22 protein-coding genes are annotated in these 23,056 nt (G+C 66.6%); 10 read left to right on the forward strand and 12 right to left on the reverse strand.

The annotated features are described in order from the left end of the window. The 3 genes from LQV45_RS04270 to LQV45_RS04280 form a co-directional block, all read left to right on the forward strand. A partial coding sequence (locus tag LQV45_RS04270; protein WP_230005905.1) for a hypothetical protein occupies positions 1–282 on the forward strand: 282 nt, incomplete at its 5' end. A 68-nt stretch (positions 283–350) separates the two neighbouring features. Then, complete coding sequence (locus tag LQV45_RS04275) at positions 351–2,585, forward strand: efflux RND transporter permease subunit (RefSeq protein WP_230005924.1); 2,235 nt, start codon at positions 351–353, stop codon at positions 2,583–2,585. After that, complete coding sequence (locus LQV45_RS04280) at positions 2,582–3,157, forward strand: isochorismatase family protein (RefSeq protein WP_230005906.1); 576 nt, start codon at positions 2,582–2,584, stop codon at positions 3,155–3,157. Before LQV45_RS04275 ends, LQV45_RS04280 begins: the two co-directional genes overlap by 4 nt. Here LQV45_RS04280 and LQV45_RS04285 read toward each other — a convergent pair. From LQV45_RS04285 to LQV45_RS04300, 4 genes are all read right to left on the reverse strand, one after another. Then, positions 3,141–4,256, reverse strand: coding sequence for a HAMP domain-containing sensor histidine kinase (locus LQV45_RS04285; RefSeq protein ID WP_230005907.1), 1,116 nt, complete (start codon positions 4,254–4,256; stop codon positions 3,141–3,143). The genes LQV45_RS04280 and LQV45_RS04285 overlap by 17 nt on opposite strands. 116 nt (positions 4,257–4,372) lie before the next feature. Beyond that, positions 4,373–5,959 carry a molybdopterin-dependent oxidoreductase gene (locus tag LQV45_RS04290; RefSeq protein ID WP_230005908.1) on the reverse strand — a complete coding sequence of 529 codons (1,587 nt, stop codon included), beginning with the start codon at positions 5,957–5,959 and terminating at the stop codon, positions 4,373–4,375. Between the two features lie 84 nt (positions 5,960–6,043). Further along, the gene (locus LQV45_RS04295; RefSeq protein WP_230005909.1) at positions 6,044–6,931 is read right to left on the reverse strand and encodes a helix-turn-helix domain-containing protein; all 888 of its coding nucleotides are present in this window, start codon (positions 6,929–6,931) and stop codon (positions 6,044–6,046) included. 102 nt (positions 6,932–7,033) lie between these two features. Beyond that, a complete protein-coding gene (locus LQV45_RS04300; RefSeq protein WP_230005910.1) occupies positions 7,034–7,681 on the reverse strand; it encodes a LuxR C-terminal-related transcriptional regulator in 648 nt (215 codons plus the stop codon). A gap of 18 nt (positions 7,682–7,699) precedes the next feature. On the opposite strand from LQV45_RS04300, the gene LQV45_RS04305 reads away from it, so the two are divergent. After that, positions 7,700–8,326, forward strand: coding sequence for a hypothetical protein (locus tag LQV45_RS04305; protein WP_230005911.1), 627 nt, complete (start codon positions 7,700–7,702; stop codon positions 8,324–8,326). A gap of 363 nt (positions 8,327–8,689) precedes the next feature. Here LQV45_RS04305 and LQV45_RS04310 read toward each other — a convergent pair whose 3' ends face one another. Both LQV45_RS04310 and LQV45_RS04315 read right to left on the reverse strand, forming a co-directional pair. Continuing rightward, entirely contained in the window at positions 8,690–9,307 is a 618-nt protein-coding gene (locus LQV45_RS04310; RefSeq protein WP_230005912.1) for a hypothetical protein, read from the reverse strand. Between the two features lie 102 nt (positions 9,308–9,409). Next, positions 9,410–10,387, reverse strand: coding sequence for a MauE/DoxX family redox-associated membrane protein (locus tag LQV45_RS04315; RefSeq protein ID WP_230005925.1), 978 nt, complete (start codon positions 10,385–10,387; stop codon positions 9,410–9,412). Positions 10,388–10,599: 212 nt separating this feature from the next. Here LQV45_RS04315 and LQV45_RS04320 point away from each other — a divergent pair, with 212 nt between their 5' ends. Further along, positions 10,600–11,031, forward strand: a complete 432-nt coding sequence (locus LQV45_RS04320; RefSeq protein ID WP_230005913.1) for a glyoxalase/bleomycin resistance/extradiol dioxygenase family protein — start codon at positions 10,600–10,602, stop codon at positions 11,029–11,031. Between the two features lies 1 nt (position 11,032). Here LQV45_RS04320 and panB read toward each other — a convergent pair whose 3' ends face one another. The 6 genes from panB to LQV45_RS04350 all read right to left on the reverse strand — a co-directional run bounded on the left by panB (position 11,033) and on the right by LQV45_RS04350 (position 16,480). Then, entirely contained in the window at positions 11,033–11,893 is an 861-nt protein-coding gene (panB, locus tag LQV45_RS04325; RefSeq protein WP_230005914.1) for a 3-methyl-2-oxobutanoate hydroxymethyltransferase, read from the reverse strand. Continuing rightward, positions 11,890–12,786: a pantoate--beta-alanine ligase gene (gene panC / locus LQV45_RS04330; RefSeq protein WP_230005915.1), complete on the reverse strand. Its 897-nt coding sequence runs from the start codon at positions 12,784–12,786 to the stop codon at positions 11,890–11,892. The genes panB and panC overlap by 4 nt, the downstream gene beginning before the upstream one ends. Beyond that, entirely contained in the window at positions 12,783–13,541 is a 759-nt protein-coding gene (locus tag LQV45_RS04335) for a DUF2520 domain-containing protein (protein WP_230005916.1), read from the reverse strand. The genes panC and LQV45_RS04335 overlap by 4 nt, the downstream gene beginning before the upstream one ends. A 272-nt stretch (positions 13,542–13,813) precedes the next feature. After that, positions 13,814–14,410, reverse strand: a complete 597-nt coding sequence (locus LQV45_RS04340; protein ID WP_230005917.1) for a UbiX family flavin prenyltransferase — start codon at positions 14,408–14,410, stop codon at positions 13,814–13,816. Continuing rightward, the gene (locus LQV45_RS04345) at positions 14,400–16,037 is read right to left on the reverse strand and encodes a UbiD family decarboxylase (protein ID WP_230005918.1); all 1,638 of its coding nucleotides are present in this window, start codon (positions 16,035–16,037) and stop codon (positions 14,400–14,402) included. Before LQV45_RS04345 ends, LQV45_RS04340 begins: the two co-directional genes overlap by 11 nt. Then, positions 15,935–16,480: an SRPBCC domain-containing protein gene (locus tag LQV45_RS04350; protein WP_230005919.1), complete on the reverse strand. Its 546-nt coding sequence runs from the start codon at positions 16,478–16,480 to the stop codon at positions 15,935–15,937. The genes LQV45_RS04345 and LQV45_RS04350 overlap by 103 nt, the downstream gene beginning before the upstream one ends. 814 nt (positions 16,481–17,294) lie before the next feature. Between LQV45_RS04350 and LQV45_RS04355 the strand changes: the two genes are divergently transcribed. Genes LQV45_RS04355 through LQV45_RS35860 form a run of 5 tightly spaced genes read left to right on the forward strand, consistent with a single transcriptional unit; the run spans position 17,295 to position 22,468 of the window. Beyond that, positions 17,295–18,077: a hypothetical protein gene (locus tag LQV45_RS04355; RefSeq protein ID WP_230005920.1), complete on the forward strand. Its 783-nt coding sequence runs from the start codon at positions 17,295–17,297 to the stop codon at positions 18,075–18,077. Further along, a complete protein-coding gene (locus tag LQV45_RS04360; RefSeq protein WP_230005921.1) occupies positions 18,064–19,218 on the forward strand; it encodes an ImmA/IrrE family metallo-endopeptidase in 1,155 nt (384 codons plus the stop codon). The genes LQV45_RS04355 and LQV45_RS04360 overlap by 14 nt, the downstream gene beginning before the upstream one ends. Positions 19,219–19,256: 38 nt before the next feature. Further along, complete coding sequence (locus LQV45_RS04365; protein WP_230005922.1) at positions 19,257–20,399, forward strand: SIR2 family protein; 1,143 nt, start codon at positions 19,257–19,259, stop codon at positions 20,397–20,399. Then, positions 20,392–22,254 (forward strand): ATP-binding protein, encoded by a 1,863-nt coding sequence (locus tag LQV45_RS04370; RefSeq protein WP_230005923.1) that lies wholly within the window; start codon positions 20,392–20,394, stop codon positions 22,252–22,254. Before LQV45_RS04365 ends, LQV45_RS04370 begins: the two co-directional genes overlap by 8 nt. 4 nt (positions 22,255–22,258) lie before the next feature. Beyond that, positions 22,259–22,468 (forward strand): KTSC domain-containing protein, encoded by a 210-nt coding sequence (locus tag LQV45_RS35860; protein ID WP_344678984.1) that lies wholly within the window; start codon positions 22,259–22,261, stop codon positions 22,466–22,468. Positions 22,469–23,056: the final 588 nt, after the last annotated feature.

The raw sequence follows: 23,056 nt of genomic DNA on the forward strand, positions 1-23,056 counted from the left end.
CCCGTGCGCGCGGTCGTCGAAGACCTCGGGGATCGTCGCGCCGTGCGGTGGTTCGACGAGGACGGGGGAGTCAACGAGGCTGCGCTCTCGCCCCACGACGACGAGCGCGTCGGGGCCGCCGACATGACCGACGTCTTCTATCGGCGGGGCTCGCTGCACCGCATGCGCCTCACCCGATCGTCGCCTCTCGTGCGCTTCGTCGCTCTGCTGGCGACCGGCGTGCTCGGTCTCGGGGTCGTGGCGTTCGCCGTGTCGATCGTGCTCCTGTTCGCGCGAGGCTGAGGTAGCGCGATCGGCATATTGCTAGATAATCTAGCGATATGCCCGATGAACCCGTGTCCCGCTCCACGATGCACTCCCGACGCGGCGCGACGCGCCCCTCGCCTCCGGTGTCGCGGTGGCTCCGCATCGGCATCCCGAGCCTGCTCGTGCTGATCTGGGTCGTGGGCGGGTCGATCGGCGGACCGTACTTCGGCAAGGTCGACCAGGTCGCCACCAACGACCAGTCGTCGTTCCTCCCGCAGTCGGCGGATGCCACCCGGGTGAGCGAGCGGCTCCCCGACTTCGTCGGCGCCGACGCGATCCCCGCGATCGTGGTGGCCCAGACGGCGGACGGATCTGCGCTCTCCGAGACGCAGCTCACCGGCCTGCAGGCGCTCACCGCCGACATCGCCGCGCTCGACGGCATCCGCGGCGAGACGAGCCCGCCCGTGGTCTCGGACGACGGTCAGGCGGTGCAGATCTTCGTACCGATCGACGCGTCCGGCGAGGTGCGCGAAGTCGTCGAGAAGGTGCGCGAGCTCGTCTCCGCCGATGCCCCCGCCGGTGTCGACGCCTGGGTCACGGGACCGGCAGGCTTCACCGCCGACCTGGTCAAGGGCTTCCTCGGCATCGACGGGCTTCTGCTCATCGTCGCGCTGGCGGCGGTGTTCGTCATCCTCATCGTCGTCTACCGCTCGCCCCTGCTGCCGATCCTCGTTCTGCTGACCTCGGTGTTCGCGCTGTGCGTCGCGCTGCTGACGGTGTGGTGGCTGGCCTACGCCCAGATCGTGGTGCTCAACGGACAGGTGCAGGGCATCTTGTTCATCCTGGTCATCGGCGCCGCGACCGACTACGCCCTTCTCTACACCGCGCGTTTCCGCGAGGCGATCGGCGAGGGCCGTCGACGGTGGGATGCCACGGTCACGGCGTGGCGCGGAGCGGTGGAGCCGATCCTCGCGTCGGGCGGCACCGTGATCGCCGGGCTGCTCTGCCTGTTGCTGTCCGACCTGGCGAACAACCGCGCGCTGGGACCCATCGCCTCCATCGGCATCGCGTTCGCGGTGCTGTCGGCCCTGACCTTCTTGCCCGCGCTGCTCGCCCTGGTCGGACGCGCGGCGTTCTGGCCGTTCTTCCCGAAGCCCGGAGCGGGTGCCGTGCCCGACGACCTCACGCAGCCGGTGAAGGGCCTGTGGCCGCGGCAGGCGCGACTCGTCGCCCGGCGCGCACGGCCGGTCTGGATCGTGTGCACCGTCGTGCTGCTCGCCGCGTGCGCGGGCCTCACGCAGCTCCGCGCCGACGGCGTCCCCTCCAGCGATCTCGTGCTCGGGGCCTCCGAGGCCCGCGACGGCCAGCAGGTACTCGCCGAGCACTTCCCCGGCGGTTCGGGGAGCCCGGTGTACGTGCTGGTCGATGAGTCGTCCGCGGCCGATGCCGTGGCGGTGCTCGACGCGGCATCCGGTATCGAGTCGGTCGCCGTGCTGGCCTCGGACGCCCCCGGCGGCCAAGCCCCCGTCACCGCCGCCGACGGATCGCTGCAGACGACCGCGTTCGGCCCGCCCGGAACGCCGGCCCCCGCACCGACCGTGTCCGACGGTCAGGTCATGCTCGCGGCCACACTCTCCGCGACCGCTGATTCCGCGGCGGCCGACGACGCCGTGCGGCAGCTCCGCGTCGACCTCGCCGACCGGGTCGGTGCGGGGACGGCCCTGGTGGGCGGGGTCACGGCCACCGACATCGATTCGATCGACACCTCGATCCGCGACCGGACGCTCATCATCCCGATCGTGCTCGTCGTGATCCTGCTGATCCTGATGGCGCTCCTGCGATCGGTCGTCGCGCCGCTCTTGCTCATCGGTACGGTGATCGTCTCGTTCGGCGCCGCGCTGGGCGTGAGCGCGCTCGTGTTCGACGGCGTCTTCGATTTCCCCGGCGCCGATCCGTCCGTGCCGCTCTACGGGTTCGTCTTCCTCGTCGCGCTCGGGGTCGACTACAACATCTTCCTCATGTCGCGCGTGCGCGAAGAGTCGCTCGCCCACGGCACGAGGTCGGGCATCCTGCGCGGACTCGTCGCGACCGGCGGCGTGATCACGTCGGCGGGGTTGGTGCTGGCGGCCACCTTCGCCGCACTCGGCGTCATCCCGATCCTCTTCCTCGCCCAGATCGCGTTCATCGTCGCCTTCGGCGTGCTGCTGGACACCTTCGTGGTCCGCTCGCTCCTCGTGCCCGCGCTGGCGTATGACATCGGGCCGGCGATCTGGTGGCCGTCGAAGCTGTGGAGAAGGGATGCCGCCCGGCCCGCGGCCGCGCGTAGGCTCGACTCATGAGCCGGGCACTGTTCATCGTCGACGTTCAGAACGACTTCACCGAGCGCGGGGCGCTCGGTGTGGTCGGCGGCGACGAGGTCGCCGAGCGCATCTCGCGCTACCTCGATGCGCACGCCGACGACTACGCCGTGGTGGTCGCCTCGCGCGACTGGCACCACGGCGACGACGACAACGGCGGGCATTTCTCGACCGCCCCGGACTTCGTCGATACGTGGCCCGTCCACTGCGTGGGCGGCACGTACGGTGCCGACTACGACGAGGTCTTCGACACCCGGCGCGTCACGCATCACCTCAAGAAGGGGCAGGGAAAGCCCGCGTATTCGCTGTTCGAGGGTGTGACCGACGACGGCCTCACGGCCGACGACATCCTCGACGAACATGGCATCCGTGACATCGACGTGGTCGGCATCGCCACCGACTATTGCGTCCGGGCGTCGGCGCTCGACGCGCTCGGGTCTGGCCGCACGGTGCGCGTGCTCACCGACCTGGTCGCCGGGGTCCACCCGGACTCCAGCGCCGCGGCGCTCGTCGAGATCGAAGCGGCCGGAGCACGTCTCACTCGCTCCAACTGACCTCGCCGTCGGCACGGGGGATCGTCAGCGTCACGGTCGTGCCGACGCCGAGTTCGCTGGAGATCCGCACGGTACCGCCGTGGTCCTGCACGATCTGGCGGACACTGGCCAGGCCGATGCCGCTGCCGCCGTCCCTCGGGTCGGCGAGACGACCGCGCTTGCCCTCGTCGAGCACCGCCCCCAGGTCGTCTGGATGGATGCCGCGCCCCCGGTCGCTCACCGACACGGTCGCGCCCTCGTCGGTCTCATAGACCTGGATGCGGATGACATCGTCGGAGTACTTCGCCGCATTCTCGAGCACGTTCGCCACTGCACGACGGAGTCCGAGCACGTCGCCCACCACGGGTACGGCGTCCATCTGTCCGTAGACGGCGCGATCCGGGGCATCGCCCGGGAGGACGAGCGCGACCGCACCGCGGACGACGAGGTCGAGCGTCACGCCTCGGCGGCCGCGCTCGACCGGGGAGTTCGACTCGGTCAGGAGCGCTTGCGCCATGGCGACCAGGTGATCGCCGGCCTCTTCGGCCAGCCGGATGAGGCGGTGATCGGCGGGGAGCTCGTCGGCGAGCAGATCGATGTACCCGCGCAGCGCGGTCACCGGCGAGAGGAGGTCGTGCGCGAACGTGCGCTGCAGTGCGGCCTGCTCGTCGGCGGCCTGCTTCTCACTCGTGAGGTCGCGCACGATCTTGACGAAACCGAGCACTTGGCCGGAGTCGCTGCGGATGGCCGAGATCGTTACGCGGGCCCAGAACTCGCTGCCGTCCTTGCGGACGCGCCAGCCCGTGTCCTCGACGTGCCCGTCGCGTTGGGCGGCGGCGAGCAGTTGATCAGGTAGTCCGCGGTGCTGGTCCTCCGCGCGATAGAACCGGGAGAAGTGCTGGCCCACGATCTCGTCCGCGGTGTAGCCCTTGATGAGCTCGGCACCGAGGTTCCACCCGCGCACGACGCCGCCCCCGTCGAGCTTCACGATCGCGAACTGATCGACCTGCCCATCCCAATCCGGCGGCAGGACGCGGCGCATGCTCGCGATCGGTCGTGCGTGGTCGGCAAGGGGCTCATCGGCTGTCGGCGACGACGTGTCGTCCCGGAGGACGCTCATGCGGGCGTGCCGGTGCGCATCGGGATGCTTGCTGAAGGCATGAGTTGATCATGCCCCCTCCCGGTGGCCGGAAACAGCGCTTGACAGGGGGCGTTCACCGCGCACACGCTCGCCCCTCAGCGGACGGTCACGAGAGTGCGCTGCCAGCCGCTGCTGCCGTTCGGGGCGATCGCCGCCTGCTCCTGGATCTGGACGTTGCCCTGCTTGTCGACAGCACGGACCGTGATGTAGTGCGAGCCCGGCTGCGCGTCCCACTCCACCATCCACTGCACCCACGACTGGTCGTTGATCGGCGTCGACAGCGTCGCCGACTGCCAGTCACCGTCGTCGATGCTCACTTCGACGCGCTCGATGCCCACGGGCTGTGCCCACGCCATTCCCGCGATCGGGACGCGGCCCGCCGAGACGGGCGTACCGAGCTTGGGAGTGTCCACGCGTGAGGACATCTTGATCGGCGCCTCGGCCGAGTACCCGCGGGGCGTCCAGTACGCCTCGTCCTTGTCGAAGCGCGTGACGGTCAGCTTCGTGACCCACTTCGTCGCCGAGACGTAGCCGTACAGCCCCGGGACGACCATGCGCACCGGGAAGCCGTGCTCGAACGGCAGCGGTTCCCCGTTCATGGCCACCGCGAAGATGGCATCCAGTCCGTCGTCGGTGAGCGACGAGAGGGGAGTGGATGCCGTGTACCCGTCGACGCTCTCGGACAGCACCATGTCGGCATCGGCCTGCGGAGCGGCCAAGCGCAGCACGTCGCGGATGGGGATGCCGGTCCAGATCGCGTTGCCGACGAGACCGCCGCCCACCTCGTTCGAGACGCAGGTGAGGGTGACGCCGTACTCGTCGAGACCCATGTTGACGAGGTCGTCGAACGACAGCTCGATCGGCTGGTCGACCATGCCGTCGATGCTCAGCCGCCACGTCGACGGGTCGACGTTCGGCACGGTGAGGGCGGTGTCGACGCGGTAGAAGTCGGCGTTGGGCGTGATGATCGGCGCGAGGCCGGGCACCTCGAGCGAGGCACCGTCGGGAACGGTGACGGTGGTCCGCGCCGTGGGGAGGCGCAGCGCGTCTCGAGCAGCGGCGACCGAGGCGGTCGCGGCGTTGACGACGCGTGCGCCGACACCGACGACGACCGCGGTGGCGGCGGCGATGCCGGACACGAGGAAGAACCCACGCCGGCTCACGCCCGCCGCGGTGGCCTCGTCGGCGGCAGCCGCGGCCACCCAACGGCGCAGACGGCGGGCCAGGATCAGGAGCAGGACGACGCCCGCGACGGTGCCGAGCACCGGCGGGAGCCAGGCGAGCGCGCCGGCGCCGGCGCGTGTCACGATCGCGGCGGTGGCCAGGACCCCGCCGATGCCGAGCATGACCGCACCGACGAAGCGGAAACGGTACTCCAGCACGCCGGCGATCGCGGCCGCGACCGCGGCTCCGAGGCCGACGCCGGCGAGGAGGGCGATCTTGTCGGATTCGCCGAAGACGGTGATCGCGAGTTCCTTGAGCGGTCGCGGCACGATGTCGACGATGACGGATCCGACCGCGAGCACCGGACTCGCCGACCGTGCGACGAGGACCGCGAACAGCTCGGCGACCGCCAGCAGAGCCGCGGCCGACACCAGGCCGGCCAGGGATGCCCAGAGCCAGCCGTGCGGGCGACGCACGGTGGAGGACTCGTCGGTGCGGGTCTCGGTCTCGGTGGTCATGGCATCCCTCTCGTCGTCGACGACGCACGCGGTACGCCGTCGGAGGATATTCGGAGCGAGTGGGCGAACGGATCCCGTCGCGCGTCAGTCGGTGCCGGGCGAGAGTGGTTCGTCATCCTCACCGATCGACGCGGCGAGCTCCCGCAGCGCACGTCGCATGCTGGCGGTACTGCCGAATCCGGAGTTGCGTGCGACGCGGGAAGCACTGTGTCCCGCGGTGGAACCGGCGGTCAGCAACGCGTGCGCGGTGCGGCCCCGCGCCGCCCGCAGTTCGCGAGCCACTGAGGTTCCCTGTGCGGCGAACGCCCGTTGCAGGGTTCTCAGCGGCACGCCGAGGGCATCGGCGATCGTCGTGGGGTTGGTCGCGGGGGAGGTGTGAGCGGCGGCGATCAGCGTGCGCGCGCGACCGGCCACCGACACCCCCGCGCCTTCCGACGTCTGCGTGTCGTGCGGCAACTGGATCAATCCCCGCGACATGAGGTGGAGGAAGTCGATGACTCTCGCATCCAGAGCGCCGCTGCCGGCATCGACGAGGTCGAACGCCTGGATGAGAGCGCTGTTGAGCGGCGCGGCGAGCATTCGGTTCACCGGAATCCGGGTGAGGACCGGGCCGACATCGGGGATGAGGCCCATGCCGCGGATGACCGTCGACTGAGAGACCGCCAGCACAAGGTCGGTGGGGACCTCAGCGGAGATCACGACCTCGGGATCACGGACGATGACGAGCTCTGTGGGGTCGATCGTGACGTGCTCGCCTCGGGCTCTGATCTCCATCCGATGCGCGAGCGAGCCGAGGAGGAACACGTCGCCCAGGTGCGGTTCGAGGTGGGTGACCGACGCGGACTGCACGGACCTCAACCGGTAGACCTCGGTGTGACGGATCGTGAGATGGCCCGGGTGCGGGGGACCGCCATCCAGTCGGCGGACGGCGATGTCGTCCGTGTAGAAGGTCTGTTTTGCTCGATCCAGCATGTCATCACCAGCTTCGACAGTACGTGACCGGACATTCTTAGCTCGCAAAGCACTTCCCGTTTACTTGGCTGTTGTAAGTGGTGGACGCGTGTGGACCGCTCGTCAGCACTCCAACCACCCGACGTCGATCAATGCGTCCCGCAGCGCCCGCCTGTTCCCGGTGTAGCGGCCTTCGAGTTTCCGTCGCACGTTGCCGAGGTGGACGTTGATCGTGTGGACGCTGATCCCGAGTTCTCGGGCGGCGCGGGCGGTGTCGAGGGGCTCCTCCGCGCACAGCAGGCGGATGACGTCGCGCTCTCGTGGTGTCAGCCCGTGCCTGTCCGTGGGGGCGGGGAGACGCCAATGGGAGAGAGCGGATGACGACGCGTGTCGCGAGGAGGGTGCCGTCGACAGGCCGCGCCGGATGAGGTCGACCAACCCGCGCACGTCCTCGCGAGCGTCGAACACGGACCAGACGCCGAAGCGCTCCGCCGTGTCCAGGATCTCGCCGGCGCGGGAAGTTCCGTCGTAGCTCAGGATGACGCGCGAGCGGCCGGCCGTGAGCGCACGCAAGACGCGAGGCAGCGTGCTCGGCTCCTCCACCGCGGACAGCAGCACGGTCACGCGAGCCGAGCGGAGCTCTTCCGGCGGGCCGGTGACGACCGTGCGTCGCAGGCTGGCGGAGAGGTACTCCGCCATGAGTGAACCCGCCATGCGGCTCGAGGTGGCTGCCCACACGGTCGCGTCGGGGGGACGGTCGAGGCGCGACATCGCTGTTACGCTCGCGCCGTGGTGTCTGCAGAAGTGGGAGAAGCACCGAGCGTCGACGTGATCGACGATCTCCTCGCGCTGGGACCCGCTCTGCGGGCGGCGGTCGCTTTCGGACGTGCGTCGATCCAACTGCGCGAGGTCGCGCCGTCCTGGGCGGAGTATGCCGCGCGCATCGATGCGGTTGCGCACGTGGTCGCCGTCCGGGCCGAGCTCGTCGACCACGTCCCGACGGTCTTGAAGGTGCGCGCGCTACGGGCTGCCGGAGCACGCCCGGTCGTCGTCGCGGACGACCCGGCACCGATCCACCGTGCGCGTCTGATCCACACGGGGGCCGCGGCCGTTCTCACCCGGTCCGACGATCTCGACGATCTGCTGGCGGCGGTCGCAGGGGTCCGCGCCGACGATGCGGGACGGCTCGCCGGACCGCCGGAGCTGCGCGACGTCCATCTCTCGGACCGGCAGTTGCAGGTTGCCTGTCTGTTCGCGGGACACGGCGCACCGTCGTCGGAGTGGATCGCCCGGTCGCTCGGTGTGCCGGTGACGTCGGTCCGGACGAACTTGCAGCGCGCGCGCCGTGCGCTCGGCGCCGCCAACCGGGACGAGTTGAGGGCACGGCTCATCGACGACGGGTGGATGGCCGCCTGACCGCGATGCGTGCGGGTACGCACGATCACCCGATGGCGGCCGGTGCCAGCAAGCCGCGTCGTGAGTCCGCGGCGGACGTCCGTTCAATCGCGAGCTCGCCGCCCCTCGCATTCACCGCATTGTGTCGCTTCTGCGTCCGCGTCGTGCATTCCCGTGTCGTCAGATTCATCATCGCCCCCGGAACGTGAAATAGACGGCGAATGCCCCTGCTCCGTGACTCTTCGAGTCGGGGCGAGGGGCATTCGCCGGTGTCGAGAATCTTCGCGCCCGTACGTCTGCGATGTTCGTTTGGCACGACCTGCGCCTCTTTGTGGCGCGAATTGGTGACGCGAAGTACTGCCCGTGCCCGCTGGGCTCCCGGGCTCAGGCCGCGGTAGCGGTCCCCGTGAAGTTGATCGTTCCGGCGCCACCCAGGAACGACGGCGTGACGACGCCGACACCCCAGACGCTGAAGTTGTACGTGAGCGTCACCGGGCACGTGATCTCGATCAGCGACGGAAGTCCGATGAGGACGACGTTGGCTTTCACGGTGAGGGACGTCGGGCGCACCGGGTTGCTGTTGAGCACGTAGGTGCCGCTCCCGAAGCTGATGTTGTTGAACAACAGGGTCCCCGGAAGCGCGCCGAGCTGCCCGAACGTGCCGACGCCGGCGGTGAGTCCCGTCGCGGTGTGCGTGCTGTTGTCGCTCATCGTCAGAGTCGCTTCGGTGGGGAGCACCGTGTACAGCGGCCGGAACAGCGTGACGTCACAGCCGCGGGAGTCCAGCCCGAGAGCGCCGACGAAGGCCAGCGAGCCCTTGTTCCCGACGACCACGGCCTGGGTCGTGATGCCGCCGAGCACACCCGCGGTGAGACACGGGGGGCATGTCGGTCCGGACGCGGAAGCCATCGGTGAGGCCACGGCCATCGCAAGGACCGGTGCCGACCACGCGGCTCCCTTCAGTACTGTGCGGCGGTCGAGGCCGGACGATTCGTTCACCATGTTGTCCCCCAGGGATGCGTCTCCAGCGGCCGAGGTCGGCCGGTACCGAGACGCTAGGGAGACGGGGGATCGGGCGGGGGGAATGTCTACACGATGATTAGTTCACAGGTCGACATCCCCGAGACCGCGAGGCCGGAGTGCGGCGACGGCCTCTTCGATGGCCTGGACGAGTTCGAAGATCGCTTCGCTCCCGCGTACGGGGTCGGCCGGGATCGTGCCGTCGGCGGCGAGCAGAAGGGCCGACGGTGTGGATGCCATCGCCAAGACCCGCGCGGCTTCCCCGCCGTCGTCCCACAGCCGCCCCGGAACGAGGGGAGCGCCGTCCGCGGGGGCGCGCTCGAGCAGACGCACGCGTACGCGCTCGCCGATCAGCGCCCCGTCGGAGAAGGCCTCGATGACCGTCGCGCATGGGCTGCACCCGGACTTGACGTGGATCAACAACACGGCGCTCTCCGCGGTGAGCGCGGGAAGCGGCACGGGCGAGCCGGAGCCGTCCCGCACGGTCACGTCCGGGACGACGAGCGGCCGGTCCTCGTAGGTGTCGACATCGCGCGGTCGCGGAGGACCCATCGTGATCACGACCGTCACGGCGGCCGACGTCACCACCGCGAGCGCGACGGCGAACAGCACATCCGGACGGGTGCGCAGCGCCTCCGCGACCGGGGATGCCGTGAACGGTTCGGAAACCACCATGAGCACCGTGAGAACCGTGAGGACGACGTTGCGGAGCACGGTTCGGCCGCTGATCCGCTGGGTGGATCCGAAGCAGTTGCACGCGACATCCTCGCCGGATCGCACGACACGGACGACGAGGAGCGTGAGCACGGACATGAGGACGAGGGCGGCCACCGCCACCGCCCACCACAGGGGCGCGGGAACCGCGAGCAGGGCAGCCCCGAGGACGATCTCGGCGACCGGATAGGACCGGGCGATCCACCCGCGCTGAAGGAACGACGGCAGACGGAGGGCCGAGAGCGTCGCCCGGGTGCTGTCCGTCTCGCGAAGCTTGAGGATTCCGCTGACGAGGAACGAGGCGCCCACGATGATCGTCGCCACGAGTTGCACGGTGGTCCATGTCATCACGCCTGGGAGTTTAGGCCGGGTACCGACCGCCCCTGTGCCACCGCTGGGGATGCCGGTGGGGCGGGGACGACGTCAACGGCCCGGCCGGACGCTCATGAAGTCCTCAGCGCGGCTCTGCGATCCCTGCGCCGAGCGGATCTCCTCTTCTTCCGGCGGGCGGCGGGGTCTACGGTGAGCGTGAACAGTCGCTCTCGTCGAAGGATGCCGTGATGCCCACCTCGCTCGTCGCCTATGTGTCGTTCGCCGGTCACGCCCGCGAGGCGATGACCTTCTATCAGTCCGTCTTCGGTGGCGAGCTGACGATCTCGACCTTCGCCGACTTCGGAATGGCCGACCAGCCCGCGGACGGGGTGATGCACTCGGAGCTCCGCGCCGAGGGGTTTACGGTGATGGGGGCGGATGCCTTCGGAGAACCGGCCGAGGGATGGGGGAAGAACCGCATCCAGGCGGCATTCATGAGCGACGAGATCGATCGCGTGACGGGATTCTACGATCGCTTCGTCGAGCGTGGATCCGAGGTCGTCCAGGCCCTCGAGAAGCAAGTGTGGGGCGATCTGTACGGCGAAGTCGTCGACCCGTGGGGTGTGTCCTGGATGTTCAACATCGCGGTGCCGGGTGGCTGGGCGAAGAGCGGGAGCTGAGCTAGCGGCTCTGCCCCTCCACGAACTCCCGCACCGCCGCCGCGACCTCGTCCGACGCCGGGTACACGTGCTCGGCCGCGGGGAACTCGCCCTCACGCACCTCGCGCGCGTACGCCTTGACGGCCTCGACCATCGCGTCGCCGACGGCGGCGTAGCGCTTCACGAACACGGGCGCCCGTCCTTCGGTGATTCCGAGGAGGTCGTGCTGCACGAGCACCTGCCCGTCTGCGGCACCCGCCCCGATACCGATGACCGGGATGCGCAGCGCCCGCCGGATCTCCTCCACCACGTCGGCGGGAACAGCTTCGATGACGACCGCGAACGCTCCGGCATCCTGAACGGCCACCGCGTCGCGCGCGACTCGGATCGCGTCCTCGGCCGTGCGGCCCTGCGCGCGGAGGCCGCCGAGGGCCGTCGCCGTCTGCGGGGTGAGGCCGACGTGACCGACGACGGGGATGCCGGCGTCGACGATCGCCCGCAGTCGCGAGAGCCGTGCGGGATTCGCGCCCTCGAGCTTGACCGCGTCGGCGCCGGCTTCCTGCACGAACCGCACCGACGTCGCGATCGCCTGCGCGTCGCTCAGCTCGGTGGTGCCGAACGGCAGGTCGCACACGATGAGCGGGGTGTGCACCGCCCGGCGGACGGCCTTGGCGAGCATCAGCATCTCGTCGAGCGTCACCGAGGTCGTGTCGGGCAGGCCGAGCACCACCTGAGCGCCGGAGTCGCCGACCAGCACCATGTCGACGCCCGCGCGTTCGGCGACGCGCCCCGACACGAAGTCGTAGGCGGTGACCATGACGATCGGCGTTCCGGCGTCGGCGAGCTCGCGGAGCCGCCGCAGCGTGACCTTCGGACCCATCATGCGTGGCTCCTCTCGGCCGGGTTCAGGACGATGCGATCGTCGACCCCGGGCACCAGCGCCACGTTGTCGATGAGGCGCACCTGCCCCACGCGCACCGCGAGCGCGAGCAGCGTGGGGCGCTCGATCTCCGCGATCGGCTCGAGGCTGTCGGCATCCACGATCTCGACGTACTCGGGGTCGAGGTCTACCGCGGTGAGTTCGTTGCGCACAGTATCCGTGAGGAGCTGAGGATCCCGGATGCCACGGGCGAAGGCATCCTGCGCGGCCCTGAGTCCGCGCGGAATCGCTGTCGCGAGCGCACGGTCGTCGGCGGAGAGGCGCGTGTTGCGGCTGGAGCGCGCGAGGCCGTCCGCGTCGCGGGACGTGGGGCGTGTGATGATCTCGACCGGGATGCCGAGATCGGCCACCATGCGGCGGACGACGACGACCTGCTGGGCGTCCTTCGCTCCGAAGTAGGCGCGGTCGGGCTGGACCGCGAGCAGCAGCTTGGCGACGACCGTGGCGACGCCGTCGAAGTGCGAGCGCCCGCGCTCCGCGCCCTCGAGCGTGCCGGTGATGGCTCCGCCGACCGACACCGTCGTGGCGAACCCCGTCGGATACATCTCGGACACCGACGGAGCGAAGACGACATCGACGCCCGCTTCGGCGGCGAGGGTGACGTCGCCGGCCTCGGTGCGCGGGTAGGCGTCGAGGTCGGCGGACTCGCCGAACTGCGTGGGGTTGACGAAGATCGAGAGGACGACGGTGCCGTTGTCGCTCCGCGCCGCGCGCAGGAGGGAGAGGTGCCCCTCGTGGAGAGCACCCATGGTCGGCACGAACCCGACGCTGTCGGCGCGGCTCGGGGCGAGCACGTCGCGCAACTCGGCGACCGTCCGCACGATCCGGGGCATCATGAGGCCCTCAGATCCGCGCGCTGCGTCGCGGCGAGGTCGTGTGTGGCGTCGACGAGGGCGTCGAAGAGCGCCAGGCGGTCGGGGAGTCGTTCGGCGATGGCCGCGCGCTGGCGTGCGACGGTCGCCGTGTCGCCGCGCGAGACGGGGCCGGTGAGAGCGGATGCCGCCCCGCGCTCCGCCCAGTTCTCGACGGCGGCGCGCACGAGCGGGACGAGGGCGTCGCGGTCGACGCCCGCGGTCGCGGCGAGGTCTTCGGCCATCCCCTCGAGAGTGACGAGGAAGTTCGCGGCGATCGATGCGGCCGCGTGGTACGCCGCCCGGTCGTGGTCGTGGACCGTGACACCGGTCATCCCGAGTACGTCCGCGAGCGCTTCGGCGACGGCATGGGCGTGCGGGGTGGTCCCGGCGAGGGCCGCCGTCACCCCCGCGAAGGAGGCCTCGGTGCCCGTGACCGTCATGAGCGGATGGATGCCGAACGCCTCATGCGGTGCGAGAACCGAAAGGTCGAGCGCGCCCGAGAGGTGCCCGACGAGGCGGCCCGGGGCGATGGTCCGCGCGGCGTCGGCGATCGCGGCATCCGGTACCGCCAGGAGCACGATGCCGGCATCCGCGCCGTTCTCGCCGCGGCCCGCGGGGCCGGTGACATGCACGCCTGCCGCAGTGAGGGCGGCGGCGAGTGCACTCCCCATGCGGCCGTCGCCGACGATGAGCACCGGGGCGTGGTGCTGGAGGGCGGAGTGTGAGGAGGTGTTCATAGCGTGGGGCGGGGCCCGCACGGGCGGCTGCGCCGGGTTCCAGGGTATCGCGGTGCGATGCGCATGAGGCGGACGCCGTTCGTAGGCATGGCGGTGCGCTTATGCGTTGACGTGGCTCATTCGTCGCCGTCACACCGACGGGCAGGTCGCGGAGGTGGTGCGGCTGTCCCAGGCGGGTGTCGGCACGACTACGTTGTGCGTGCCCATGGCTGCCCGTCGAGCATGACGTGGCCTCGGTACGTCACGGGGGAAGCGGGCCGACACGGGTGTCCTCACGTACCTCGGTCCTGGACTCCGCCCCAGCGGGGGAAGTTGCCGGTGTCGAAGTCAAAGAGGTCCAGTGCACGTCCGACGCTCTGTCGCACGATCTCGTCGATCGACTCGGGTCGGGTATAGAACGCGGGGACGGGCGGGAAGATGATGCCGCCCATCTCGGTGACGGCGAGCATGTTCTTCAGGTGAACCGCGTGCAACGGGGTCTCCCTGACCATGAGCACGAGTCTCCGCCGCTCCTTGAGCACAACGTCGGCCGCGCGGGCCATGAGCGTGCCCGCCGATCCGATCGCGACCTCGCTGAGCGTGTGCACGGAGCAGGGTGCGACGATCATCCCCATCACGCGGAAGGAGCCGCTGGCGATCGGCGCCGCGATGTCGCCGGGCGCGTAAGCAAAGTCGGCAAGGCCGCGCAGGTCCTTCGCGCTCAAGTCCGTCTCGTACGCGCGCGTCATCTCGCCCGGCTTCGACACGATGAGATGGGTCTCCACATTCATCGCACGAAGCGCCTCGAGGACGCGGACACCGTAGACGATGCCGGTGGCGCCGGTGATGCCCACGATCATCCGTGGACGCGTCCCGGCTTCAGGATTCATGGTGCAGGCGGTCCACTCGCGCTGGCGGTGCAGGCGTGAGTTCTCCGACGAAGTCGCTGCCCTCGTTGAACGTATACGGGAAGAACGGCGGCTCCACGACGCGTCCCAGGCGGGGCCGAAGCGTGCTGAAGGCCCGGTACACGTCCCGGTAGTGCTGACCCCGGAAGTGCTCCAGGATGTCCTTCCACGAGCGCGGAGCCGCTGTGATGAAGGACTCCATCTCTGTGGTGATCTCGTCCTCGCTCATGGCGGTGACCTCACCCTCGGGCTCACCGAGCACATACGCGGCGGAGCGTTGGAAATCGCTCTGCGTCCACTGGTCGCCCCAGGGGATGGTGCAGTCGAAACCGATCTTCGAGATCGTGGCGGGAGGATCATTCTTGGCGATCATCGGATCGACCGTCATGGTGTTCATCTGCGGCAGGATGACGGTGTCGCGCACCGGGTCGAAGCGGAATGCCATCGCCCACTTGATCTGGTGGTCATCCCAGATATCGACGTCCTCATCGAAGACGTAGGCGAGCTTCGGTATGGCCATCTTCGACGCGCCCAGCATCACGGCCAGTGCCTGCTTGGCATCACCGGCGCCCTGCTTACGGATCTTCGCGTAGGCGATGTTGCTGAGGCCTCCCGGATCGGCGCGGACCTCGAGGACATCGAGCGCGGAGTCCTTCAAAGCGCCGAAGAGATCTGCCTCCATCGCAGGCAGCTGGAGCATGTTGTCGGTGAACCACGGGTGGTGCCCGCCAATGGTCGCGTACTGGAAGATGCCGCCCTTGCGGTAGGTGATCGCCTTCACGATCGCGCGTACGTTGTGCTTCAGGCCGCCGCCGTACATTCCGGTGAACTCGCCGAAGGGCGCCTCGTCGTGCACCCATCCCTCCGTGGCCATGAGCTCGCACTCGAGCACGACCTCGGCATTCGCAGGCACCATCAGGTCGATGGTCTCGCACTTGACGAGCTTCGCCGGTTCTCCGTAGAAGCTCCCCAAGACCTCGAAGTCGTCCACATCAGGCGGAAAGCCCTTGAGCGCGGCCAGTTTGTCGAGGATCGGCCCGCCGATGACCACAGCGATCTCGAGATTCTTGCCCATCGCGGCGGCCTTCTGCGCGTTGATGCGTGCGCGGTGCGACGTGCAGGTCATGTCGAACGCCCGCTCGTTCTTGGCGCGGTACATCGAGCGATAGAAGCCCCAGTCGTAGACGCCGGTCTCCGGATCCTTCGAGATCACCAGATTGTCGTCCGTATAGGAATGTCCGTCACGCTCATGGTGCAGGAACATCGGAAGCACGGTGAGGTCCACGTCGTCGCCGGTGAGAATCACTTCCTTGCACGGGGCAGTGTCGGCCACGACCGGTTTCACCCGGCCCTCCGAGGCCGCGACCATCTTCTGACCGGTCTCGGCCTTCGTGCAGCCCATCGCCCAGGCGTACTGATCCTGGTTCGAGTAGGCGTTGGCGAGGAACTGGAACTCGCACCCGGTGATCTTCTCGACCAGAACGGCCGTCTCCGGATGATCTTCCATCACTTGGGGAAGCTCGTCGACACGTTTTTCATCCGTGACGCGAACCAGCAGGCCAGCGGCTTCCATGGCATCGACGAACTCGGGCAAAGACTGCTGAGGCATAATGAATGCTCTTTCGGAGGTTCGGTCAGCGGTAAACGGGCGCGGGCCGACTCTGCTCCGAGGCGTTCTTCAGCGCATGCAGAAGTCCCCCCCCAGCGCGTGTTACATGCCTCGATGTTCGGGTCGTCCTCTGTCCAGCCCTCGTGGACGAGTGTCACGACCGTGTGATCGTCGTCGTCCGCTGCCACAGCGAACGTCACAACTGATCCGGGAGAACTGCCCGGGCCCTCGAGGCAGGTCCATTCGACGATCCCGCTCTCGCCGTTGTTCTTCGCGCTCCAGACGAAGTTGGCCGAACCGGCCTTGACGCTGACGTGGCCACCGACGTCATCCACTTCGACGTCAGGCGCCCACCACGCCTGCAAGCCCTGGGCTGTGGTCAGGGCTGACCACACCGGGTCAAGAGGTGCGGAAATGCGGATGCGATGGCGCAGCTCGGGCACGGGATCTCCTCGATGGTGGGTTCCGTCCATATCATGGCCGTCTCCGCGCGCGATCGCACCTAACGGCGCGTGAAGTTTCTTGGGCGGAAGCCGGTATCCGTGCTGCCGCCTCTGAATGGTCGGCGACCAATACGAAGAGCGCCAGCGATATCGCTGACGCTCTGGACTCCACCCCGAGCAACCTTTACCTCAAGGAAAGTTGTTCGAGTAAGAGAAGTTTTGTGGACCTTCCCAAGCGATTCTCAAACAAGCGTCCGGCGCTGAAATCGTTGATACGCCGTGTTCTCAAAGGCTCCGAGGGGCGCGGGTCGCGTGGTCGGACTGTAGAGAGACAGGATACGCGGGGCGCGGTCGCGAAGAATCCGGCGAAGTCTCAAACTCGATTGACGCACGAACGTCGGCTGGAGTTGGTCGCAGACTATGAGGCCGGGAATCCGGTTCGAGCGATCGCTGCAAAGTACGGGGTGCACCGCGGGACAATCCCGACACTCGTCCTGCGCTCGGAAGGCTTGCTCAAGACGCCCGGGCTGAACGACGAGGGTCGCGCTCGTGCGGCAGCCCTGTACATAGAAGGACTTAGCTTGCACGAAGTCGCCGAACGTCTCGGCCTCGACCCGAAGACCGTGCGCAACGCCGTGGTCGCCCAGGGCGGAAGTCTTCGGCCTCGGGGAAGAAGACCAGCAGTCTGAAACCATGGGCGGCAACCATGTTCGGATTGTGATTGCGACACGTCGAAAGTCATGGTGAGCGGTATCTGCCGTTTTCTAAAGCCTCAGCGATAGGCTTGCGACGTCACCTAGCGTCAGGAGCGTCGATGAACGAGTTGCCCGAACCTTCTCCATGGTTCATCCGTCACTTCGGAGAGCACAGCCAAAGCGTGATGCTTGCACTCGCCAAGGCCGGTCGTGCAGCTCACGAGCGTTCGCTAGATGCCAAGTCCGGAAGTCAGCTGACCTCGAACGAGGCATACGGCTCGTTCTGGGTGATCTTGCCCGAGGAAGTATCGGCTCACTTGGCGTTCCTGCCTGGGCGTGAGGTGATCCGACCGACAGGCAGCCGCTACGACCTGGTGGTTTTCGATGGCACCTTGATCTTTCCGGCCAAGTGTGGTCGCGGTTCGGCGGGTGCCGATCGAATCAGACTGGGCCGCTCGGATTTCCGTCGCCGAGTGTTCTCCCTCGAAGGCGAAGCTAGCCGCAGCATGCAGGAACAGTTGGAGTTCGAGCTGGAATTGGAGGGCGACCTCGACGCCGCTGTCATGGATGGCTCCTTCGGCTCCGCCACGCGAGTCTCCCTCGTCGCCTACGACGTGTCCGCCCGCGGCGGGCTCCAGCACGTCTACGTCGGCGAGGCGAATCTTGAATCATCCGGGCTCGTCACCTGGCACTACCGCGAGGAGTTGTCGCTGCACCTGCTTGCAGGGGAAGGCGCCGCCCTGGTCGGCCTTGGCGAGCCTGCCTCTGCACGATTCGATGACGCGCCGCTTCCTGAGAGCGACCTGACGCTTCTGAAGCCGGGCGGACTGCCGAGCACTGACGTCGAGGCCGAGCGCGCCCCTGAAACGGGAACTGAGGGTGCATCAGATGATCTCCCATGATTCGAGCAGACCGGTCGCGTCCCTCACTGATCTCGACATCGCTAAGACCTTCGATGGTGACCGTCTGCGGCAAGCTCGACAACTCGCGTTGCGTACGAAGCAGAGTCTCGCAGACCCACTAGGCGTCTCGGCCGCCGCGATCGGACAATATGAATCCGGCGCCACACCACCCCGCGCGGAACTCATCCCACTTCTAGCGCGAGAACTTGACGTTCCTCGGGAATTCTTCGCCGCGGGGCGCCCGCTAGCTCGGCTCGAGACAGCCGATGCTTTCTTCCGGAGCCTTCGTGCCACAACGGCGAAACAGCGCGCCAAGGCAGTGTCCTACACGGAGCAACTGTGGGAACTGGTGCATGCAGTCGAGAAGCACGTCCGCCTGCCGTCCGTGAACCTACCCGGTTTCGTTGGCGGCGAGATAGAACCAGGCGCATTCCCAACCGACCCGATAGCGGCAGCACGGGCACTACGCAAGGCATGGGGGCTGGGTGCGGAGCCGATCCCGCATCTCGTGCGCACCATCGAGAATCAGGGCATCGTCGCAGTCTTGGTCCCCTTTGCCGAGAACGAAGTTGCCCGCATCGACGCGTTCTCCACACTTTCGTTGTCGCGACCGATCATTGTCCTGTCACCCGACCGCGCAAACGATATCTACCGACACCGCTTCACCGCTGCACACGAACTCGGACACCTCGTCATGCACGGCGAACTCGCCGGCGGTGACCCTGCGTTGGAACGAGAAGCAGACCGATTCGCCGCCGAGTTCCTGACACCAAGCTTGGTGATCCATGACCTACTCCCGCGACGGATCGACTTTCGAAAGCTGAACCAGTTGAGCGAACAATGGGGGGTATCTATCAAGTCCCTCGTCTACAGATGCAGGGAGGTCGGTCTGCTGTCCGACGCCACCGCTCGTCGCGCATACATCCGGCTGAACCAGCTCTCAGAGCAAGGCGTGATCGCAACCCAGCCCGTCTACCAGTTTCCCGGCGAAGTTCCTTCGCTCCTTCGCCGCGCCGTCGAACTGGCCGAAGCAAGCGGCGTCACCATCGCATCCTTGGCTCAGGAGCTTGCTTGGAAACCAGCCCAAATCCGCCGCATGCTCGGCGACGCAGACGAGCGTCCGACTCTCCGCCTGGTCTAGCCAGCACTCTCACCTATCTCGACGCAGGAGACCAGACCTTGACGAAGACCCACCCCCTAGCGCAACAGCTCGACTACCTGCGAGCAGCCCTTGAACAAGAGAAGAAGCCGATCGGGATACTTCTTGGGGCGGGTGCCCCAATGTCGATCCGGGTCGCCGACGCTCCGCTTGTTCCGGGTTTAGAGGCTCTCACAGCCTTTGTTCTCAGCGATGTGAGTAGCGACTACCGTCCTTCGGTAGAAGCCTTGATAGGTCATCTTGATGAGAGTGACCGCGGGAACCTTGAGGCGATCTTGAACTACGTTCGGGCCCTAGCCAGCCTTCCTGGCGTGACGCCGATTCGTGGAATCGAGAAAGTAACGCTTGAAAAGCTGGACGCCGCAATATGCCGGGTCGTCAGGGAGCGCGTCAACGTCGACCTGCCGCAGAGCGATAATCCGTATCTGTCTCTGGCGCTATGGATTCGTGCAGTGCGAAGGCTCTCACCAACCCAGGTGTTCACGACCAACTATGACCTTCTAATGGAACAGGCACTGGAACGCCAACGTGTTGCGTACTTCGACGGGTTTATGGGCTCCCATGAACCCGTCTTCGATCTTCAAGCGATCGAGGAAGACGACTTACCAGCACGATGGACGTTGCTGTGGAAGCTGCATGGTTCCATCAACTGGACTCAAGACGAATCCGGAAACGTGATTCGACGCGCAGCCCAGGCGGATGACACTGCTTCCGCGCTCGTTTACCCGAGTCACTTGAAGTACGACCAGAGTCGACGCCTTCCCTATCTCGCCATGATGGACAGGCTAAAGGCGTTCTTGCGCAAACCTGGGGCGATTCTCGTGAGTTGCGGATTCTCCTACCGAGACCAACACATCAACGAAGTCATAGACCAGTCCCTCCGCGCGAATCCCACCGCGAGCGTCCACGCCACTCTCTACGGTTCCTTGGATGATTACCCGGAGGCAACAACCCTGGCATCAGGGCTCCCCAACCTTGCGCTTCTCGCGCAAGATGCTGCAGTTGTTGGCGGAATCACGGGTGCTTGGGCTGCGCGCGAGGACAACGACGGCGAGGAAGTGGAAGTCTGTGACCTCGGAGATTTCGCGGCGTTTGGCTCCTTCCTGCGGAACTTGACCGGAAACTCCGTACGCATCGAGGTTGAGGTGGAGCAGCATGGCTGATCCGACTCACATTGCCGATGTTACGAATGTGCAAGGCGACACGATCACCGCCGCCATACGTCCAGAAGCGGCCCCTGGGCTCACCTTCTCAAAAGGCCATGCTTACTTTGTCGGCCAAGTTGGGGCGTACGTCAGAATCCCTCTGGGTCTCGTTGACCTCTTCGCGATCGTGGTTCAAGTCGGATCGACCGCGCACGATGATGAAGCAGTAGACGGTGCAGTCCCTGGGCGCCCCTGGCTGCGTCTTGAACTGCTCGGCGAAGCACACCGCGACGGTTCGTTTGAGCGCGGAGTTGCCCGCTACCCGTCAATCGGTGATCGCGTAGTTCTGGTGACCGCGAATGACCTCAGCCTTCTGTATCGAGTGGATGACGAAGCCAAGTCGCTACGGATCGGCCATGTGGCGAACGCACCCCACTTGCCAGCGCTCGTAGATGTGACGAAGCTCGTGAACAGGCACACCGCCGTTGTCGGCAGCACCGGCAGCGGCAAGTCAACTACCGTCGCAGCCATACTCCAGGGACTCTCCGCTTCCGACAGATTCCCCTCATCACGGGTTCTCGTGATTGATGTGCACGGCGAGTACGGCCACGCATTCGGAGAGTCCGCCCTCCGGCTTCAAGTTGATGCGGATGAACTTACGATGACCGACGGCAATCAGGAGCAACTCTGCCTGCCCTATTGGGCATTGCCCTTCGAGGATTTCCTATACCTCGCACTCGGCACGGTGGATGACAACTCCGCAACGACGGTCCAGCAGATGGTGACCGAAGCCAAGAGGGCCTATGCGAAAAAGCGGCCTGACCTCGGATTGAACCCAAATGGGGTGACCGCAGACACGCCAATTCCGTTCAGCGTACGTCAGCTATGGCTGACGCTCCATGAGATGCACTTCGCCACCCATACGGTTCAATCGAACGCACAAACGGACACGACCCGTGCATACGCGAAGGACGAGTCCGGGGCTCCTCTCATCGGGGATGCGGAAACTGTCTCGCCGCCCTCTTATGAGCCGACGGTACCGAGTAAAATCTTCCTGAGCGGCGCAGCGGTAAACCTTCGACGCCAGACCAACTCCCTCGGAGCAAAGCTCCGTGATCCTCGCTACAACTTCTTGTTCAGACCGGGCATCTGGGATGTTGATCCGAGCGGAGAAGTGGCCAGCGATCTGGGCGACTTCCTAGAGACTTGGCTCGGCGCAAAGGCGCCCATCGTGATCGCTGACCTCTCCGGCGTCCCGAACCAAGTGCTCCAGAGGATTGTCAGCGTCCTGCTGCGCCTACTCTACGAGGCCTTGATCTGGGCGAGAAAGCTCTCCGAAGGAGGCCGCGAGCGGCCGCTACTGATCGTGCTCGAAGAAGCCCATCGCTACCTGAACGATAGCAAGGACGCCGCGGGAGAGATCGTGGAGAGGATCGTGAAGGAAGGGCGGAAATTCGGAGTTGGCACAATGATCGTCAGTCAACGACCGAGCGAAATTAGATCCACTGTTTTGTCGCAGATCGGCTCGTTTGTGGTTCTTCGGCTCAGCAACACCTCGGATCGGGCACTAGTGCGCGCAAGCCTTCCGGACAATCTCTCCGGCCTATTCGATGCTGTCCCGGTACTTCGCACCGGCGAAGCCATCATCACTGGCGACATCGTGAAGCTACCCACAAGAGTGGTCATTGAGTCGTCCAAAGCTGGCCGTCCCGATAGCGCTGATCCAGAGGTGGTCGGCAGGATACTTCCGGGCGGTTGGGATGCGCCACGAGTTCCACAAGACTATGCGGATGTCGCCTGGGCGTGGCGGCACCTGACGCCCCATAGTCGCCGCGTAATCCGCGCAGGCATCGACAACACGGAAAAGGACTAGTCACATGGAACGCACTTCTGTTTCGAGCTCGAACTTGAACTCAGTTGGGTACGACGAACAGAGCATGACGCTTGAAGTCGAGTTCAAGGATGGGTCTTTGTATCAGTACTTTGACGTTCCGTCCGCTGCTCACCAAGAGCTCCTGGGCGCGGGCAGTGTGGGGCAGTACTTCGCGCAGAGCATCCGAAACTCTTTTAGGTATTCCCGGCTGTAAGGCGGAGTGATGTGCGCGACGCCCGGCGAATGGGAATCAGCGACGAGTTGGTACGGCAGGCTGCACTCAACCAGCGTGGAGAAATCCTCCACGGCACCGCCGTGCGAATAGTTCTGGCAAGTCACCTAACGCACCGCGCACCACGCGCTTCGTTGCGGTCAGGACGCCCACCGAGGGGGAACCCGGCATCAGTCAGAGTGAGAGTCGTCTCCTCGTGGTTGCGGCTTTTGGTCGTTCTCGGTCAGCCGCTTGAATACCTTTTCGACGTCCGGTCGCGCGGGAGGTGGAGGAGGCGGAGGCGGAGTGTCGTCGCTCACGGTTGTTCCTTAGTTGCCAGGTCGCCCGAGGCCAGTAGAGTCTCGAACACCATCCCCACATCGGGACGAGCAGATGCCGACCCCGGAGCCGGTGAAGTTGCAGGAGGCGGCGTACTCGCGTCACTCATCGCCGGTTCCTCGGCTTACCGTGCTCGGTCGCCATGACCTCCCTGAACACGACCTCAACGTCGGGGCGAGACGAGGCGGGCTCAGCGGGCGGCTTCTGGTCGTCACTCACCGGGTCTCCAGCGGAGTGTCGTCACTGTGCGTC

Source organism: Microbacterium sp. Bi128 (assembly GCF_918698205.1).